This window comes from Eubacterium sp. ER2, assembly GCF_000765215.1.
In the GTDB taxonomy this organism is placed as follows: Bacteria; Bacillota; Clostridia; order Lachnospirales; family Lachnospiraceae; genus Claveliimonas; species Claveliimonas intestinigallinarum.
The window spans coordinates 1-18,535 of the sequence record NZ_JPJE01000031.1 but is presented as its reverse complement, the minus strand read 5'-3'; the positions used below and the strand labels follow the sequence as shown (position 1 = coordinate 18,535).

At 57.2% G+C, this 18,535-nt stretch carries 16 protein-coding genes and 1 riboswitch; of the genes, 4 read left to right on the top strand and 12 right to left on the bottom strand.

Translation table 11 applies throughout. The features are described from left to right. Positions 1-165 precede the first annotated feature (165 nt). The 5 genes from NI21_RS16535 to NI21_RS0111280 all read right to left on the bottom strand — a co-directional run bounded on the left by NI21_RS16535 (position 166) and on the right by NI21_RS0111280 (position 5,343). On the bottom strand, positions 166-291 hold the full coding sequence (locus NI21_RS16535) for a hypothetical protein (RefSeq protein ID WP_081958057.1): 126 nt from the start codon (positions 289-291) through the stop codon (positions 166-168). 117 nt (positions 292-408) lie between these two features. Then, positions 409-1,512 (bottom strand): uroporphyrinogen decarboxylase family protein, encoded by a 1,104-nt coding sequence (locus tag NI21_RS0111295; protein ID WP_242842851.1) that lies wholly within the window; start codon positions 1,510-1,512, stop codon positions 409-411. Beyond that, on the bottom strand, positions 1,502-3,673 hold the full coding sequence (locus tag NI21_RS0111290; RefSeq protein WP_052084073.1) for an ASKHA domain-containing protein: 2,172 nt from the start codon (positions 3,671-3,673) through the stop codon (positions 1,502-1,504). Before NI21_RS0111290 ends, NI21_RS0111295 begins: the two co-directional genes overlap by 11 nt. Next, positions 3,673-4,320, bottom strand: a complete 648-nt coding sequence (locus NI21_RS0111285) for a B12-binding domain-containing protein (RefSeq protein ID WP_033126302.1) — start codon at positions 4,318-4,320, stop codon at positions 3,673-3,675. The genes NI21_RS0111290 and NI21_RS0111285 overlap by 1 nt, the downstream gene beginning before the upstream one ends. Before the next feature lie 15 nt (positions 4,321-4,335). Beyond that, complete coding sequence (locus tag NI21_RS0111280) at positions 4,336-5,343, bottom strand: uroporphyrinogen decarboxylase family protein (protein WP_033126301.1); 1,008 nt, start codon at positions 5,341-5,343, stop codon at positions 4,336-4,338. Positions 5,344-5,480: 137 nt separating this feature from the next. Here NI21_RS0111280 and NI21_RS0111275 point away from each other — a divergent pair, with 137 nt between their 5' ends. After that, positions 5,481-6,362 carry a helix-turn-helix transcriptional regulator gene (locus NI21_RS0111275; RefSeq protein WP_033126300.1) on the top strand — a complete coding sequence of 294 codons (882 nt, stop codon included), beginning with the start codon at positions 5,481-5,483 and terminating at the stop codon, positions 6,360-6,362. Between the two features lie 174 nt (positions 6,363-6,536). Further along, on the top strand, positions 6,537-7,637 hold the full coding sequence (locus NI21_RS0111270) for a glycerol dehydrogenase (RefSeq protein ID WP_033126299.1): 1,101 nt from the start codon (positions 6,537-6,539) through the stop codon (positions 7,635-7,637). A gap of 143 nt (positions 7,638-7,780) precedes the next feature. Here the strand turns inward: NI21_RS0111270 and NI21_RS0111265 are convergent, their stop codons facing one another. From NI21_RS0111265 to NI21_RS0111235, 7 genes are all read right to left on the bottom strand, one after another. Further along, on the bottom strand, positions 7,781-9,154 hold the full coding sequence (locus tag NI21_RS0111265) for an MATE family efflux transporter (protein WP_033126298.1): 1,374 nt from the start codon (positions 9,152-9,154) through the stop codon (positions 7,781-7,783). Positions 9,155-9,280: 126 nt separating this feature from the next. Further along, positions 9,281-11,968, bottom strand: coding sequence for a magnesium-translocating P-type ATPase (gene mgtA / locus NI21_RS0111260; protein ID WP_033126297.1), 2,688 nt, complete (start codon positions 11,966-11,968; stop codon positions 9,281-9,283). Positions 11,969-12,372: 404 nt separating this feature from the next. After that, positions 12,373-12,535: riboswitch (M-box (ykoK) riboswitch) on the bottom strand. A gap of 74 nt (positions 12,536-12,609) precedes the next feature. Continuing rightward, positions 12,610-14,118 (bottom strand): AMP-binding protein, encoded by a 1,509-nt coding sequence (locus NI21_RS0111255; protein ID WP_033126296.1) that lies wholly within the window; start codon positions 14,116-14,118, stop codon positions 12,610-12,612. A gap of 29 nt (positions 14,119-14,147) precedes the next feature. Then, positions 14,148-14,381, bottom strand: a complete 234-nt coding sequence (locus NI21_RS0111250) for an acyl carrier protein (protein WP_033126295.1) — start codon at positions 14,379-14,381, stop codon at positions 14,148-14,150. Between the two features lie 22 nt (positions 14,382-14,403). Further along, a complete protein-coding gene (locus NI21_RS0111245) occupies positions 14,404-15,810 on the bottom strand; it encodes a condensation domain-containing protein (protein WP_369792801.1) in 1,407 nt (468 codons plus the stop codon). Further along, on the bottom strand, positions 15,807-16,751 hold the full coding sequence (locus NI21_RS0111240; RefSeq protein WP_033126294.1) for an alpha/beta hydrolase: 945 nt from the start codon (positions 16,749-16,751) through the stop codon (positions 15,807-15,809). The genes NI21_RS0111245 and NI21_RS0111240 overlap by 4 nt, the downstream gene beginning before the upstream one ends. Positions 16,752-16,756: 5 nt before the next feature. Then, the gene (locus tag NI21_RS0111235) at positions 16,757-17,095 is read right to left on the bottom strand and encodes an SCP2 sterol-binding domain-containing protein (RefSeq protein WP_033126293.1); all 339 of its coding nucleotides are present in this window, start codon (positions 17,093-17,095) and stop codon (positions 16,757-16,759) included. A 265-nt stretch (positions 17,096-17,360) separates the two neighbouring features. On the opposite strand from NI21_RS0111235, the gene NI21_RS0111230 reads away from it, so the two are divergent. Further along, positions 17,361-17,978, top strand: coding sequence for a TetR/AcrR family transcriptional regulator (locus tag NI21_RS0111230; protein WP_033126292.1), 618 nt, complete (start codon positions 17,361-17,363; stop codon positions 17,976-17,978). 18 nt (positions 17,979-17,996) lie between these two features. Further along, the coding region (locus tag NI21_RS0111225; protein ID WP_033126291.1) for an aldo/keto reductase at positions 17,997-18,535 on the top strand (539 nt) is incomplete at its 3' end.

Below are 18,535 nucleotides of genomic sequence, written 5' to 3'. Positions count from 1 at the left end.
TTAGGGCGGCTGCCGCGTACATAATAGGTACGCTGCGCAGCCGCCGGAATATCTCATCCAGATATGTTTTTTCCAATGTGGTTTTGAAAAACCACTCATAAAGCTTTGACTAACTCTTTATGAAAGAGTTTATATCACAAAGCAGGGAAGATGTCAACGGTTTCTTCACTCTCTCTCCGCCATCTCCAGGTAGATGCGGCAGTTCTGGTGGCTGTTGTCCAGCTCCAGGGCCCTCCGGAAGGCCCGGCGGGCCTCCTCCTTTCTCCCGTAGCCGAGGCAGGCAAGCCCCATCAGATAGTGGCAGTGGACCTGATTAGCTACATTGTCCGGGGCTGCTGTCCTTGCAAAGCAGCAGCCTTAAGACTGTCCAGGGGCCCTGACGGGTCCTTGTCCTTTTTGTTTTCCCTTCTATTTTTTCCGGTACTCCCGGCAGGCCTCCACGTAGGCCAGGATGTTGGCCCAGGGCACCTCCGGCTCCAGCAGATGGGTGGGAGCCACCATCAGTCCGCCCTTGGGCCCGGCGATGTCCAGGTTGCCCCACACATTTTCCTTCACCTCCTCCGGCGTCCCAAAGGGCATGACCGTCTGGGTGCCGATGGTGCCGTGGAAGGAGATCTGATCCCCGTACTTCTCGTAAATGTACTTAAACTCCATGCACTCCGCCTGGATGGGATTGAGCACATCGATGCCCGCGTCAATGAGATCCTGGATAAATGGCTCAATGTAGCCGCAGGAGTGGTAGATGACGATGATGTCCGGCCGCACCGCCTTCACCTTTGAGATGAGCCGCTTAAGCCGGGGGCAGATCCACTGCGTGTACATCTCCTCGCTCATCATAATGCTGTGCTGCATGCCGATGTCATCTCCCAGGTAGAGGATGTCCACCCCTGCCTTGGCGTAGATCAGGGCGCGATCTGTGGACATTTTCTCCACCATGTCAAAGACCGCCTCCGCCATCTCCTCATCGCTGAGCATATCCATCATGAGATTTTCCATGCCCCGGATGTACCAGGAGGTCTCCCAGATGGTACACTGCATGTTGCCCACTGAGGCAAGCCCTCTCTCGTGCAGGCCTTTGACCCGGTCCTTTACCCAGGCATTTTTCTCCTCCGTGTAGACGGGGATGGGATAGCTCTCGATCTCCTCCACATCCTCCGCGTCCTCCAGCGGGTGGAGCATCTTTGTCATGTGCATGGAGGTGGGGCTGGACTCGTGGCCTACCCCCCACTCGTCAATCTCCATATTGTCCTTGACCTCATCGTAGTAGGGGTAGAACCGGGTCACATCCGTATCCTCCGGGATCAGGTCCCCCACGCGCCGCCAGGGCATCTCAAAATAGTCCATGTAGTCAGAGCCCGGCCCGCCGATCTCCTCCTGGAAGCTCTTCTCCAGGCTGGGGCAGAGCATGAACTCCACCGGCACCGTCTCATAGCCTTCTCTTCTCAGCAAATGAAGCAGATTTTCTCTGGGCGTCATTTTCCTCACCTTTCCTTCTTCTCTTTTATTCTTCATCTTCCCCAAAGTACATGTATTCCATATAAAATCTCTGAAAATCCTTGTTCGCGGAGAGGGGAACCTCCCGGACATACCCTGCGAGCCGGTCCGCGGTCTCCCCGCCCTTCTCCTCTCTCAGCCAACGCAGCGCCCCCGCGAGGGATGTATTTCCCGCCGGATCGGCTTTTCCCACAGCCTCCTCCGGCAGAAGGCCAATGCCCGCCGCCTTCTCCATGTCAAGCTGGCATCCAAAGCCTCCGGCGATGCAGAAGGCGTCCACATCCTCCGCCCGGATGCCGTACGCTATGAGCAGGGTCTCAAGGCCGGCCCGCACCGCCGCCTTGGCCAGCTGAAGCTCCCGGATGTCCTCCTGAAAGATCCGGATCCTGCCCGCCTCGTCCAGCGGAAACCCTTCCTCGTCCCAGGGCTCCTCCAGCCGTCCTGTCTCGTCCAGGACGCCGGCCCGCCTCATCTCGTACGCAGTCTCGATGATCCCGGTGCCGCAGATGCCGGCAGGACTCTCCCCGCCGATGGTCCGAAGCTCCATCTGCCGTCCGTTCCACCTGACGCCGCAGATGGCTCCCGGTATGCTGCCTGTACCGCAGGTAATGTTTCCCCCCTCAAAGGCAGGGCCCGCCGCAGCGGAGGCGGCCAGTATCCGGTCCCTGTTTCCCACCGCCATCTCCCCGTTGGTGCCCAGATCCACCAGAATCCGGATCCTCTCCGTCTCGTGGAATCCCAGGGCGTAGAGTCCGGCTGTGATATCGCCCCCGATGTAGGCGGAGACTCCCGGGAAAATGTGCACCGCGAACTCTCCTGTCTCATCGCCCAGCACCTCCCGGCTGTCTCCATCCACGGAAGAAATGTCATAGGGCTCAAAGGGCCAGACTCCCAGGGAGCTGCAGGGGTATCCCATGAGCAGGTGGACCATGGTAGTGTTGGCCCCAATGACCATCTGCCTGATACGAGCCTCTCCCTTTTCTGTCAGAGCGTCAAGGCCTTCCCGAAGGGCCTCCCGGATACAGGCCTGCATCTGAGATCCCTTCCCCTCCCCCGCCGCCTGGATCCGGGCGATCACATCGGCCCCGTACCGGCGCTGGGGGTTGAGGGCCGTGTAGCTGCCCTCAGTCCGCCCTGTCGCAGGATCCACCAGCTCCATAGCCAGGGTGGTGGTCCCGATGTCCACCGCCACCGCCTTTCCGACTGCCCTCTTTTCCTCCTCCGGGCTTTCTGCTCCCCGACGTCCATGATCCCGGCTCATCCGGCTCTCCGGTATATAAAATCCATCCTCGCCGGGCCCCTCCAGGCAGATCCGGCAGTCTCCCTCCGGGATGGCGCGGCAGGCAAGGCGCAGCCCCGCCTCCAGCTCCTCCTCCGAGAAGAACCGCCTGTCCGCCTCTGTCACTGGCATCTGCCCCTCCAGGATCCGGATCCGGCACTTTCCGCAGGTCCCTCTGCCGCCGCAGGGGGAGGCCAGAGGGATGCCCCACTCTCCCAGAGTCTCCAGGATGCTCTTTCCTCTCTCCACATGGCCTTTCACCTGCCTGCTCTCCTGCCCGCCCTTTTCCCGGGCCTCCACTGTGAGAACAACAGGACGCCCCCGGCGCATCCGGCAGGAGGTGTTGGAACAGCCGCTGCAATCGTGCTCCCAGAAAAACTGATCCCTCTCATCGCTTAGCAGGAACACCTGGCAGGCGCTTTTCACCGGGCGGTACATCAGCCCCTCTGTGATCTCCATACCGTACTGGCCGGCTCCGGTGACATGAAAGGCCTTTCTCTGGAGCTCCATGGGGGCGTCCTGGGGCGCCTCCAGCCGCCTGGCAATGCCCTTTCCCCGCCGCCTGCAGAGACGAAGCACCTCCTCCCGGAGCTGCCGGTCCATCTGGAAGAGGCAGACATCCGCCAGGGCATCTGCCAGCATAGCCCGGACGCAGTCTCCCTCCTTGAAAAGCTGCCCGGACCAGTCGCTTAAGTCCGCCCCCACGGTAGTGATGACATAGAGGGCTTCCTCCTCGTCTCCAAATCCCAGAAAAGCCGCCGGATCCAGCCTTCTTCGGGCCTCCGGCAGCATTTCCTCCAGCTCTTCCTCCAGCATCTTTTGAAGGCCGCTCTTTTCCCCGTCCAGCAGGCGGCAGACCTCCTCCTTTGAGATGTGGATATGAAAATCTGTGTACCGCATTACGCGCTCTTCTTTTCCATGACAGCGGACCGGGCCGTCTCCGCCGCGGAGGCGGCGTCCGGCGTGTAGTAGTCCGCCCCGATCTGGCTGGCAAACTCGTCTGTCACAGGGGCGCCGCCGATCATGACAATGTATTTGTCCCGCAGGCCTCTCTCCTTCAGCCTGTCAATGCAGGACTGCATCTGGCACATGGTGGTGCTCAGAAGAGCGGACATGCCGATGACATCTGCGTGCATCTCCTCCGCCTTGTCGATGAAGGCGTCTGAGCTCACGTCCACGCCCAGGTCGCAGACCTCAAAGCCAGCCCCCTTGAACATCATACAGACCAGATTTTTGCCGATATCGTGGAGATCCCCCTGGACTGTCCCGATGACAGCCCGGCCCACGGGCTCGTTGCCCACCTCCACAAGCCTGGGCTCCAGGATGGAGAGCCCGGCGTTCATGGCCCGGGCTGCCACCAGCACCTCCGGCACGAACACCTCGTTGTTCTTGAATTTTCCGCCAATGACCATCATGCCCGACAGAAGGCCCTCGTTTAAGATCTCCTTGGGATTTATGCCCTCGTCCAGGGCCTGCTGTACCAGGGCCTTCACCTTCTTTGCCTTCCCCTTCTGCAAAAGCTCCGACATTTCCTGTAAAAGTTCCATTTTCCTTCTCCTCCTTTATTTCCCGTAAAACGCCTGCGCGCTGTCAAAAAACGCCTGCAGATTGGCAAGGGGCGTCACCGGGGGGATATCGCAGCCGCTGGAGAGCAGGAAATTGGGATACCTGCCGCACCTCTCCATAAGCTCTGTCACAGCTTTTTCCACCGTCTCCGGCGTGCCGCTCCTGAGCACGCCCACCGGGTCGATGTTGCCCATAACGATCCGGTCTCCCGGCATCTCCTTCAGCACTCTTGCCATGTCCACCGCGTTACCGAAGCTGTACCCGTCGGCGGGTATATCCGCGATGTCCCCAAGAAGCGGCTCCACCATGCCGCAGTTGTGGTAAATGAGGGCAAGACCCGCCTCCCGGGCCGCCTGGCAGATCCGCTTCACATAGGGAACGGAGAACTCCCGGAAAAGCCCCGGGGAGAGAAGTCCCGCCGCCGGCTCGGCCATGACGATGCCGTCGGCTCCCGCCTCCTTAAAGGCCCTGGCGTAGTCGCAGAGAAAGCCTGTCACCTTCTCCAGCACGGTCTCCACTATCTCGGGCTCCTCGTAGCACAGGATCATGATCTCCGTCATATCCAGAAGCCGCCCCGCCAGGGAGTAGGGTCCGATCATCCCCGCCAGGACAGGCCGATCCTTCACCTGTCCGGCCACCTGCCGGATCCCGGCCAGGCACTCCCCTGTTCTTCCAGCTCCCACCGGGGGCACCTGCAGGGCATCCGCCTCCTCTTCCTCCTGGATGATGGCCGCCGTCACCGTAGGCACCTCCTGGCTGCTGTAGCGCACCGGGCTGCCGAAGGCCTCCGCCTCCACCGACAGATCCATCAGCCCCAGCACGGCTGCCATGTCAAATCTGTCCGCAATGGCCTCCATGCACTCGGCCTGGAGCCGTCCGCTCCTCACCGTCTCCTCCACTGTGTTTCCTGTGATCTGGATCCCCGGAAAGGAGAGCACCGGAAGAGGCCTTTTCTCTCCGGGGCTCACCATGTCCCGCATCCATTTTTCCATGTCAAAATCCATCTCTGTCTGCCGCTCCTTTTCCTTTTTGTCGTTATTTACATTTTATCCGCCGGATGGTATGATTTACATGTCTGTTATGGTAGAAAAAATGTCATATCTGGTAAATGATATTCGACAGATGAGAGGAGGACTTTCCCATGCTGCAGATCCCGGAAAAGCTTTTTGTCACCAGATCCGTTCACCGGACCCTGGGACTGGATCCCAACAACTCCATACTGAGCTGCGGGTTTATCCACCACACCCGCCACCTGCCCCAGAACGAAAATCTGGTCTTCAAATATTACGGCGCCCTCCTTCTCCTGAGCGGGGAGGGCACCTATCTGGACAAAGACGGAAAAAGCACCCGGATCTATCCCGGATGCTTCGTTCAGCGTCTTCCCTATATCAAACATTCCACCATCACAAAGGAGGACGGGAAATGGCTGGAGTTTTTTGTCTGCTTTGGATATGAGACCTACCGGTCCCTGCGGCACATGGGCCTCCTCCTGGATCAGCCGGTGCTCTCCCCTGGTCTCTCCCAGTCTCTTCTGGACCGGTGCCTTCTGCTCTACGACCACCTGGAGCACTCCACACAGGAACATCTCCCCTACCTTCTCCTGGAGGCGCAGCAGCTCGTCTTCGGCATCTATGACATGCACAGGAGGCAGAGCCTGCGTCCCTCCGTGCGCACCCTCCTGTACGAGGCCAGGGATCTTCTCGGAAGCGGCCAGATCCCGGACGACAGCTGCCGGGGCACAGCGGAATACCTGGGCCTTGGCTACGAGAATTTCCGCAAGCTCTTCCGCCAGGAATTCCACATGCCGCCCCACACCTACCTCATCCAGAAGCGGCTGAACAGCGCCAAGGAGCTGCTCCTGCAGGACAGCCTGTCCATCCAGGAGATCGCCGCCCGGACCGGCTACCCGGACAGCTTCTCCTTCTCCAAGCAGTTTAAAAAGTACACCACCCTGACCCCCCGCCAGTTCCGGGCCCTCCACCAGGTGCCCGGGGCGGACAGGGGAAGCGCCCGGCAGACTTGACCCTTCTGTTCCTTATCTCCCGTCCGGTTTTCAATCTTGCACAAACCTTTCTGAAAATCTGATGTTTTTTTCAGTCTTTTTACTCTTGCTTTTGCACCCCGGGGTGCTATAATCAGAATTGAAATTGATAAATTTTTAACACACCTTTTTATGTGTCGCAAAGGAGGATTTATTATGCTTAGACTGAGAATGATGCGCGCACCTCAAAAATATGTTCAGGGCAAGGACTCCCTTCTCCATTTCCACGAGGAGATGAAGGATCTGGGAAACAGCTGGCTCTTCATCTGCTCCAGAAGCGGGCATAAGATGTGTCACGATAAAATCGAGAAGAGCTTTGAGGGGACGGAGGATATCCGCCACTATGAGATCTTCGGCGGGGTCTCCAGCGTAGGCGAGATTGAAAAAATGAGACAGATCGCAAGGCAGGAAGGACTCAACGTCATCGTTGGCGTTGGCGGCGGCTCCGCCATCGACACGGCCAAGGCCACTGCCTACTACGAAAATCTGCCGGTAGTGATCATCCCCACTGTGGTGGCTACGGATGCCCCCTGCACTGGTCTCTCTGTCATTTACAACGATGACAAGACCTTCAACAGCTATCTGTTCTACCCAAAGAATCCTGAGGCCGTGATCGTGGACAGCGAGATCATCGCAAATGCCCCTGTGAAGTTCCTGGTAGCCGGTATGGGCGACGCCCTGGGCACCTATTTTGAGGCCAGGGCCTGCCAGCGCACAGACGCTCCCAGCCTGGAAAACGGAGGCATTACCCGATCCGCTATGGCGCTGTGCCGCCTCTGCTATGACACCCTGAAGGAATACGGGGCTGCCGCCAGGAAGGCCTGCGAGTGCCATGTGGTCACTCCCGCCCTGGAAGCCATCATCGAGGCCAATGTCTATCTCTCCGGCGTGGGCGCTGACAACGGCGGCCTCGCGGTAGCCCACTCCTTCTACAATGGTCTCACCGCCCTTGGCGGACACAGCGCGCCCCATGGCTGCTGCGTTGCCTTCGGCACTCTCGTCCAGCTCGTGCTGGAGGGAGCCTCGAAGGAGGAGTTCCGGGAGGTTCAGGATTTCTGCATGGAGGTCGGTCTGCCGGTTACCCTGGAGGAAATTGGCATCACAAAGGATGAAGAGATACGCGTCATCGCCGAGAAATCCTGCGTAGAGGGCGAATCCATCCACAACATGGTGGCGGACGTGACTCCTGACCAGCTCTACGCGGCCATCATCGCCGCGGACGCTCTGGGAAAGGAGCGCCTGGCATCCTCGAAATAAACATCTGCCACGAGGCAAACGCTTTTCCTTAACCAGCGATCTATATAAAACAGGCAGGAGCGCCCGACTTGTAGTCAGGGCTCCTGCCTGTCTCTGTCTATTGAAATGTCTATTGAAATCTTTCATACCTTATCCGGTCTGACCTAGACGCTGTAGATCCCCTCCCGCTTCAGCTGCCGGATGCACTGCTTCCGCACGAACCAGAAGCACACCGCCTGCATGGCAATGGTGAAGATCCAGGAGCCGGGGTAGGAGATGAACAGGAAGTGCAGGGATCTGTGGTGGGGAAAGAAGCCGTAGATCCACACGATCCTGGTTCCCACTGTCCCGATGACGGACAGGATCATGGGCACGGCGGAGCGTCCCATGCCCCGCAGGGCGCCCGGAAAGAGATCCATGATGCCGCAGAGGAAATAGGGAACAGTGGTGATGGACAGGATCTCCAGTCCGCACTGGATCACCTCCGGGTCTGAGGTGTAGATCCCAAGGAGCCGTGAGCCGAATACATAGGCCCCCACGCCCAGCACCAGGGCCGCGCCGGCCGACAGGATCATGCAGTCCGCCAGCACCCGGTCCATCCGCTTCTGCTTGCCAACGCTGTAATTCTGGCTGGTAAAGCTCATGCAGGCCTGTGTCACCGCGTTCACCGACACATAGAGAAAGCCCAGGATGTTGTTGGCCGCCGTGTAGCCTGCCATGGCGATAGAGCCGAAGGAGTTGACTGAGGACTGGAGCATGGCGTTAGAGAAATTGATGACCGTACTCTGGATGCCCGCCGGTATGCCCACCTGAAAGATCCGCTTCAGGTAGACAGCTCTGATCCTGAGCTTTGAGAAGCGCAGCTGATAGCTTCCCTCCGTCCTGTGGAGGCAGCGCAGCACCAGGATGCTGGAGACCATCTGGGAGGCCACTGTGCCAATGGCCACGCCGGCCACGTCCAGGGGGATGACGATGACAAGCAAAAGATCCAGCACCACATTGGCCAGCCCCGCCACGCAGAGGAACATCAGGGGCCTCTTCGTGTCCCCCACCGCCCGCAGGATAGCCGCCCCGTAGTTATAGAGCATAAAGAAGGGCATGCCAAGGAAATAGATCCTCATGTACGTGGTGGACTGACCGATCACATTTCCCGGGGTATCCATCAGGCTCAGGGCAAAGCGGGACATGGCAAAGCCCACAAAGGCCATGATGATGCCGCTGACCAGGGCCAGGGCGATGGCGGTATGTACGGACTCGGACATCTCCTTGTCCCGGCCGGCCGCATAGTACCTGGCGGCCAGCACGTTTGCCCCCAGGGAGATGCCGATAAAGAGATTGGTGAAAATGTTGATCAGCGCCGTAGTGGAGCCAACAGCTGCCAGGGCGTCGCTCCCGCTGAAACGCCCCACCACGATGATGTCCACCGCGTTGAACATAAGCTGCAGGATGCTTGTCAGCATCAGGGGAAGCGAAAATGAGATCAGCTTGTCCATGATAGTCCCATTGCACATATCTATTTCATATTTATTCCTTTTCAATGTCCGATCCCTCCACTTCGTTTTGTGCCATGGCTATCTTACTGCTTTCTCCGGTTTTCGTCAATAGACGCCCGCCGGCTTTCCGGATCACGTTTCCAGATCACGTTTACGGATCAAGTCTTCGGATCACAGCCACTCCCCGTATCGGCGTATATAGAGCTTCTTCACAGCGGTGGCCAGCGCCATATACCCGGCCACGATCGCCGCAAGCCACCCAAAGTACACAGCCGGCAGCGGCGCAAGGCCCAGGGCATCCCCCACCGGCGTGAAGGGGATCCATGTGGCGATCCCGATGCCCGCCAGCGACAGGAGCGCAACCGGCGCGGAAGCCCGGCTCTGCACAAAGGGGAGATGGGGCGTGCGGATCGTGTGGATCACCAGCATCTGGCTCCACATGGACTCCACGAACCATCCCGCCTGGAAGAGGGAAGCAAAGAGCGCCTGCCCCTCCTGCCCGGCGATCCGGGAAAACAGCTGCCCGCCCGTGCATGCGGGACAGATCACAAAATACAGCACCGCAAAGGTGACAATGTCAAACACCGAGCTCACCGGGCCGTTCCAGAGCATAAATCGGCTGATCCCGGAGGCGTCCCATTTTCTCGGCACCCGCAGCCAGTCCTCATCCACATTGTCCCAGGACATGGCTGTGCAGGAAATGTCGTAGATCAGGTTCAGCAGGATGAGATGGATGGACTCCATGGGCAGGAAAGGCAGAAACGCGCTTGCTGCCAGGATGGAAAAAATGTTTCCAAAGTTGGAGGATGCGGTCATCTTGATGTATTTGATCATGTTGGCATAGGTCTTTCTCCCCTCCAGAACGCCCCGGGCCAGCACCTTCAGGTCCTTCTCAATCAGGATGACAGAGGAGGCCTCCTTGGCAATATCCACAGCCGTGTCCACCGAAATCCCCACGTCCGCCGCTTTCATGGCAGCCGCATCGTTGATCCCGTCCCCCATGTAGCCCACACAGTGTCCCCTCTCCCGGAGCACCCGGACGATCCGCTCCTTCTGGGACGGCGAAAGCTTGGCAAAGACAGTGGTCTTTTCCGCCCTTCTCCCCAGCTCGCCGTCATCCATCCGGTCCACCTCATCTCCCAGCAGGATGGCCCTTCCGTCCAACCCCACCTGCCTGCAGATGGCCCGGGTCACCTTCTCATTGTCCCCTGTCAGGATTTTTGTCGTGACGCCGTACTCCCGAAGAGCCAGGAGGGCTTCCCCTGTGTCCGCCTTGGGCGGATCCAGAAAGGCCAAAAAGCCGATCAGGACCATGTCCCTCTCGTCTGCCGCGGAGAACTGCCCCTCCGGGGAGGGATCTGTCTTCTGGGCCACAGCGATCACCCGCATCCCCGCCTCGTTGAGCCTCTCCGCCCTTGCAAGCACAAGCTCCCTCACCTCGTCCTCCAGAGGGCGGATCCTGCCGCCGCACTCCGCGAAGGAGCAGCAGCCCAGCATCTCCTCCACAGCTCCCTTTGTGACCATCTGGGTCTTGCCCTCTGTATCTCTCACCACCACGCTCATCCGGCGGCGCTGGAAGTCAAAGGGAACCTCGTCTGTCTTCGTATACCGGCGGATCAGCTCCTCTGCCCCCAGCTCCTTCTGCTTCTCAATGACCGCAATATCGATCAGGTTTTTCAGCCCGGTCTGGAAATAGCTGTTGAGAAAGCCGTGGCGCAGCACCCGGTCGTCCTCCTGCCCGTCCACATTCAGATGGTATTCCAGCACTACCTTATCCCGGGTGAGCGTGCCGGTCTTGTCCGTGCACAGGATATCCACACCGCCCAGGTTCTGAATGGAATTCAGGTTTTTCACAATGACCTTTTTCCTACTCATGGCAAGGGAGCCCTTTGCCAGGGATGTGGTGACGATCATGGGCAGCATCTCCGGGGTCAGCCCCACCGCCACGGAGATGGCAAAGAGAACCGCCTGCATCCAGTCTCCCTTTGTAAAGCCGTTGATGAAGAGGACCACCGGCACCATGACAAGCATGAACCGGATCAGCACCCAGGAGACCGCGTTGACGCCCTTTTCAAAGGTTGTCTTGGGGGGCTTCTCATCCAGGGCTCCCGCCATTGTGCCCAACATGGTGTCATCGCCCACAGCGATCACCACTGCCTGGGCCGACCCGCTGATCACATTGCTGCCCATAAATGCCAGGTTGGCCATTTCCGTCAGGCCGCCCTTCCCGGCTGTCCGCTCTCCTGTCTTCTCCACCGGCTCGCTCTCTCCTGTCAGGGCCGACTGGCTGATAAAGAGGTCCTTGGCGGACAGGATGCGCAGATCCGCAGGGATCATATCCCCGGCTGACAGGTAGACGAGATCCCCCGCCACGATGTCCTCCATGGGGATCTCCTCCCTGCGCCCCTCCCGCTCCACGCAGGCGGTGGTGTGGATCATGCCGGAGAGCCTGTCCGCCACATTGCCGCTCCTCGTCTCCTGCACAAACCTGAGAACGCCGGAGATCAGCACCATGGCCATGATGATGACTACCGTGGCACAGCTGCGGTCCTGGGGCGCGGCGAACACAATGTCTGTGAACACAGAGATAGCCGCCAGCGCCAGCAGCACCAGAGTAAACGGGTTGACAAAGGAGAAGAAAAGCTTTCCGGGAAGGGGATTTTTCTTTCCGTGGGTCAGCACATTTTTTCCCCATCTCTCCCTGGAATCCTCCGCCGTCTCGCTGTCCAGCCCGCCCGGGCCTGTTCCATATCTTCCTCTGATCTCCCCCTCGCTGCTGCGGGCCGCCCAGAGCATTGTCTGCGCATGCTTCCTGCTTCTGTCTTTTGCAATGATCGTGTTTCTGGTCATGTTTTTCATGTTCCTGTACCTCCCGACGTTTTATTTTTGTTCAGCACGCTGGTAAGAGTACAGCGGTATCCTGCCGGAAGATTTTTTACAGACCAGAAGCCTGTTTTCTCTGGAAAACAAAAAATCCACCGTCCGTAAGATCTCCTCACAAAACGGTGGAAAAGCATGCGGATATAAAGCTACAGACCGGCACACCCGTGCCTCTGCAGCAGAAATCTTCGCTCTGCCCTGCACCGCTTTGCAATTCCGCTGCTGCTACTGTGATACATGAGTGTGCTCACCTTCCTTCCTTTTCTCTCGTGCCTGCTTCTTTACATACATTTCTGCGCGCACTTTTTTATTCTGCCGGCCCCCTGGAGCCTCCAGCAAAATAAAAAACCCTGTATGTCCGGTGAACATACAGGGAAAACTTACCTATTGCACATTCGTATGAGCTTTAACTCTGCAGGGCGGTGAAACTGTATTATGATACACCTTGCTGTCGATGTACCCTGTTCAAACCCTCTCATAGTGTCTCCACTATTTCGCGGCAACAGTCCATATCCCTTGCAGTAGCCTTACCTACCGAACATTTTTAAAATAGCACGTTTCAAAAAATCTGTCAACCTGCAAAAGCTCTGTCCTCTTGAAAGTCCTCTAAAAAGTCATCTTCAAAATCTCTTGATCTTTCTCGTGGTTGTCTTCTCAAACTCCTTGTCCCGGACAATGAGGCTGTAGATCTTCTTCTGGGGAGCCGCCGTCCTGTTGTACGCGTCGATGACCTCCTGGAGGGCTGCCCTTACGTCCTTCACCCTCTTCTTTTTCACATAGTCCTGATCCGGATAGATCTCCGCCTCGATGACGCCGCCCTTCTCCCGGACAAGCACCTCTCCCACAAGGCGGTTTCCGCTGAGGGCATTTTCCAGCTCCTCCGGTGATACATTCTCCCCGTTCTTCGTGATGATGAGATTTTTCTTGCGGCCTGTCAGGTAGACAAAGCCCTCCTCGTCCACATAGCCAAGGTCGCCGGTCTTCAGCCATCCGTCCTCCAAAGTCTCGGCAGTCTCCTCGGGCATCTTGTAGTAGCCCTGCATGACGCTGCTGCCCTTCACCCAGAGCTCCCCGTCCACAGTCTTGGCCTCGCAGTTGGGCACAAGCTGTCCCACCGAGTCGCTGCGGATGTTCCACCGCTGGGAAATGCTGATAACAGGGGAGCACTCGGTCATGCCGTAGCCCTGCTGGATGACGATGCCATACTTTTTGAACATGTCGATGTATTTGGGATCCAGGTAGGCGCCGCCGCTGCAGATGGTGTGGAACTGCTTTCCGAACACCTGGTTCTTCACGATCTTCGCCGGCAGAAGGGACGCCTCCTCCAGCTTCTTTGCCATGGTCTCGATCATCAGGGGCACCATCAGGATCATCTCCGGCTTAAAGAGCTTAATGTTCTTCGCCACCCGCATGAGGGAGTCATTGATGCAGATCACTGCCGCCAGGGACACGCCCTTCAGGATGTCCATGCTGAGGCAGTAGGCGTGGTGGATCGGGAGCACTGTCATGATGACGATCCGCTCCGGAATCTTCATATCCAGGCAGGTCGCGTTCTCCGCCACATTTCTGTGGGTCAGCATGACGCCCTTGCTCTTCCCCGTTGTGCCCGAGGTGAACATGATCGTGCAGAGCTGATCCGGCTGGGGCTCATAGTCAAAGCTCCCTCTGTGCTCTTCCAGCAGCTTCCAGAAGCCGGAGACCTGCTCGCCGCGATCCTCCTTCTGCATGGAGATGATCCTGCGCAGCTGGGGGCATTTCTCCTTCGCCATGACAGCCACGTCTTTTCTCACCTCGTCGCAGACGAGTACCGTGGAATCCGACCGGCTGATCAGGTCGCACACATCCTCCACCGGCAGATTCACATCCAGAGGCACTACAACACTGCCGCTGTCCACAGTGCCAAAGTAGGCCACCAGCCACTCGTAGGAGGTCATGCCGATGACCGCGATGTGGTTGCCCTGCTCCCCCAGATCCCGAAGGACGCAGGAGAAGCTCTCACTGTCCTCCCGAAGCTGTGTGTAGGTTTTCGATGCAATTTCATTTTTACTCACTTTATAGCGGATCGCGTCCTTTGGCCCGTACTTTTCTTCCGTACCTGCCAGTATTTCGCGGACAGTACTGCAAAGCATATCTTCCCACCCTTTCTTCTGCTTTCAGATTAATTTTCAGCAGTCAGCTTTTCCAGATAGTCCACAGCCTCCTGCACAGTGCGGATGTTTGCGGCCTCTGTCTGCTCCACTTCCACGTCGAACTCGTCCTCGATCTCGCCCAGCATGCTCATGAAGTCAAAGGATGTAAAGCCAAGATCCTCCATAAAGCGTGACTCCGGATGGATGTTTTCCGGCTCCACCTCCACATAGTTACAGATGATATCAACTAATTTCTCAAACATGGTACTTTCTCCTTTTTCTACACTAAACTAATTTGATAATCTCGCCGATGGTCAGGTCCGGGTTCTCCGCCCCCTTGAACATGATCCGGCACAGATAGTAGTACAGGTACTCCAGCTCCTCCCTTGACACTGCCTTGATCTGGTGCTCAAAGTTGAAGTCCAGCCCGTTGTCCTCCGGCCGGTGCATGACGGTCAGGTACATGCCCTGGGGACAGATGCCGTTGGGATACCATTTTGTCTTGTACCGGATGTCTCCCAGCTGATCCAGTCCCTTCTCCTTCAGGGTCAGCGGCTGGTAGGTCAGAGAGATGGGCTCGTATCCCAGTCCCGGCTGAGGCTGCGGATAGGTCTTGGCCCGGTAGGCAAAGTAGGCTGTGGGGTCGTAATTCGCGTGGCGGAAGTACTCGTTCTGCTTGTCCCGGATGGCGTAGACGCCGTCGATGAATTTCATATCCTCCGGGAAAATAGTCCGGAAGGGGAAGGAGTGGATCCTGGTGCCGCCGGACTTCTTCTCCTTCAGGGTGGCCCTCCTGGCGATGGTGGTGGTCAGGGACACATCCTCAAATCCGTTCATTTTCTGGTAGTAGGTGCGAAGCCCCATGAGAAGCAGGCATGCCAGGGACACGTGATATTTCTCGCAGAAATCCATCAGCCTCTTTGTGGGCTCTGCCTCCAGGTGGAAGATATCCAGGGCAGAGGTGGTGTCGTCTGTGACGCAGAAGGCGGATCGCAACTTAGGATTTTTAAACATCTCCCGCATGGACTCCAGCTTGGTCGTGCCGTGGAGATCATTGTAGATGGGCTCGGACTTTTCGATCTCCTTCTGGAAATAGTCGATGTCTCTTTGCTGTGCCTTGCTGCCCGCCTCGTAGGCGAAATCCCGCTCGATCTGTTCAATGTAAGAGGCCATATCCTTGGGGTAGGGAACACCCTCGTACTTGGCGTTGCAGTACAGCTCGATGATGTCCTTCAGGAAGCAGATGAGGGACTGGGCGTCCACGATCATGTGATTTCCCAGGAAGTACACGCCGTTAAATCCGTCCGGCATCTTGATCATGACGATCCTTGTCAGGGGAGAGTCAAACATCTTAAAAGGCACGGTAGTCCACTTCTGCATCTGGGCCTCCGCCTCCTCTACAGTCCCGCCGGAGAAATCCGCGAACTCGATATCCATCTCCTCCGGGTCTGTCACATACTGGTACCAGGTCCCCTCTTTATCCCTGGCAAAGCGGACGCGCATGGCCTCGCTCCTTGCGTAGGCCTCGTTGATGGACTTTTTCAGCTGATCCCAGTCAAGCTCCACTTCGATAGTCAGGCTTGTCCCGATATTCAGCACCGCCATGCTGGGACAGTGGGGCGCATAGTACATGTGGAATTTCTGGGCTACAGTCAGCGGATACACTTTGTGACCTTTTCTTGTTCTCATCATTTCATTATTCCTCCGATAAATACATCCAGGGCTTCCTCGTACGCCTTGGTATCTTTATAGTAGCTCTCTCCGTGGCCCGCGCCCTTGACGATCAGCTTTGTCTTGGGCGACGCGCAGTTTTTGTAGATCTCCTCGCACATCCAGCAGGGCACGAAAATGTCGTCTTCGCCGTGTATGAAGAGGAAGGGCACCTTCGCCTTTCTCACTTCCCTGGCCGCATTGCAGTCATCCAGGCCGTAGCCCGCGTTTTTTCTATTCACCCTATCCGCGATCTGGATCATGGGAAATGCCGGCAGGTGGTACATGCTGTGGAGCACATGGGTAAACACGTCCTTGGCAGATGTGAAAGCGCAGTCGGACACAATCCCCTTCACCTGCTCCGGGAGCTCCATGCCGCCCATCATGCAGACAGTGGCGCCTCCCATGGAATTGCCGTGGAGCAGGATCTGGGCGTCATCGCCGATCTTTTCGATCATCCATTTGACCCACTCCAGTCCATCCAGCCGGTCCATAGTGCCAAAGCCGATGTAGGTGCCCTCGCTGTCGCCGTGAGCCCTCTCATCGATCAGGAGCATCCGGAAGCCGTGGTTCAGGTAATAATAAGAAAGGCTCCCGTAGTCGTTCAGCCCTCTGCTGGTGTAGCCGTGGAAACAGATGACAGCCTTTGTCCCCCCGTCTCCCGGGAAATATGTACCGTGCAGCTTCAGACCATCCTTTGACCTGATCCACACATCTTCGTGAGGCTGCCCCATCATCCAGTCATGGCGCTCATGCATGATGGGAAAATGGCTCTCCCAGTCCACACCGGACATCCTCATGGTCCGCTCCACCTTTGCGTTGTACCTCTTCATGGTCCTTCTGTAAAAATAGGCCGTCCCGCCTGCTTCCGCCGCTGCTGCGGCTCCCAGGAGCAGAGCTGCCCCCTTCAGCAATTTACCCATCCTTCTCACCTGCTTTTCTTTTTGCTGTTGATCAAATCCTTCAGTTTTAATGCTTTATCGATATTGCCTTCCACCTTCAGTTTCCCCAGCGTCACCGCAAGAATGGGATCTGTCTTCCCGTCCGCGATCTTGAACAGGGTCTCCGCGGAGCAGGTAAACATGGCGTCCCGGTCAAAATACTCGTAGGGCTCCACAAACAGCTGTCCGTCCTTCACCTCAGCGTAAAAAATCCCTTCCGCCTCTCCGGTGATGTTGAACTGGTATGCCAGATGCTCGTGGATATCGCTGACATCCGCGTCCATCAGCATGCCCTTTACCTTTGAAAACATATCTGCGTAGGTCATAGCATCCTCCTTCTCGACCGTTTTCTAGTTTTTTCGACCAACGGTCACATCCTTTTCTCTGTTAGATTAACACCTTTTCGGCCGCCGGTCAACTATCGTTCCCCTCAAAATACAGCCGGGTTTTTTCTGTTTTTTGTGCGCTTTTACAGTTGGCCGAAATCCCCGGTCTGTGGTATATTGGACTTATATTGTATAAGTAGAATGAATTTATATAAGCGGATACAGCGCATACCAGCAGGAAAGACCGCAAGGAAAGGTGACACATATGCCAAATCAGCTGAAGTACAACAGAATTCTGGACGCTCTCCAGGAGCTTTTGGAAAATCGGAACATGCAGACTATCTCTGTCAGCGACATCGCCCAGACCGCGGGCATCGGAAAGGGGAGCATCTACTACTACTTTCCCTCCAAGGACGCTATCCTGGACGCCCTGGTGGAGCGGAATTACGAGAAGCCTCTCCAGACCGCCAAGGACCTGGCAGACAGGACGGAGATCTCCCCCTTCACAAGGATGGCCATGATCTTCCAGGCCTGCCGAAGCTCCTCCTCCGAGTTCCTCAAGTCTGAGGAGCGGGCGGGCTCCGACACCCAGGAGAAAATCTTCCTCCGCCAGAAGTACGTCAATCACATCATCACAGAGCTGAAGCCCGTCCTGGCGGAGATCATCCGGCAGGGCGTGGAGAGCGGTGATATCCACTTCAGCGATCCCGACGCCCTGGCGGAGATCGTGTTGATCGTCCTGGCGGTCAAGTTCGACAACTCCCTCGTCCCCTCCTCAAAGGAGGACATCGAGCGGACCATCGACGCCCTCATCCTGCTGCTGGAGAAGGGGACGGAAAATCCGGCGGGATCGCTGAATTTTTTGAAGAGCCCGCTGTCATAGGAAAGGAGCTGCCTTATTATGTATTACAAAGAATTCCGGGGAAACAGGATTTCCGCACTGGGTCTGGGAAGTCTGCGGCTCCCCACCGTGTCCGGGAACACCTCCTCCATTGACCGCGCAAAGGCAATGGAGGTGATCGATCAGGCTTTCACTGAAGGGATCAACTTTTTTGACACTGCCTTTACCTACCACAAGACTGACTCCGAGACATTTCTCGGAGAGGCATTGTCCCGCTATCCCCGAGACAGCTACTATCTGTCCTCCAAGTTTTATGTGGGAGCCCGGACTGATCTGGATCATGTCTTTGAGGAACAGCTTGCCCGCTGCCAGACAGAGTATTTTGACTTTTACATGCTGCACAGCGTGCAGGAACAGTTTCTCGACGACTATACGGATCCGGCGCGGGATTATATCGGCTATCTGCTCAGGCAGAAGGAAGCCGGCCGCATCCGCTATCTCGGCTTTTCCTCCCATGCGGCGCCGGAGGGGCTGGAAAAATTTCTTCAGTGGTATCCTGGCTTTGACATGGCTCTGATCCAGCTCAATTACCTGGACTG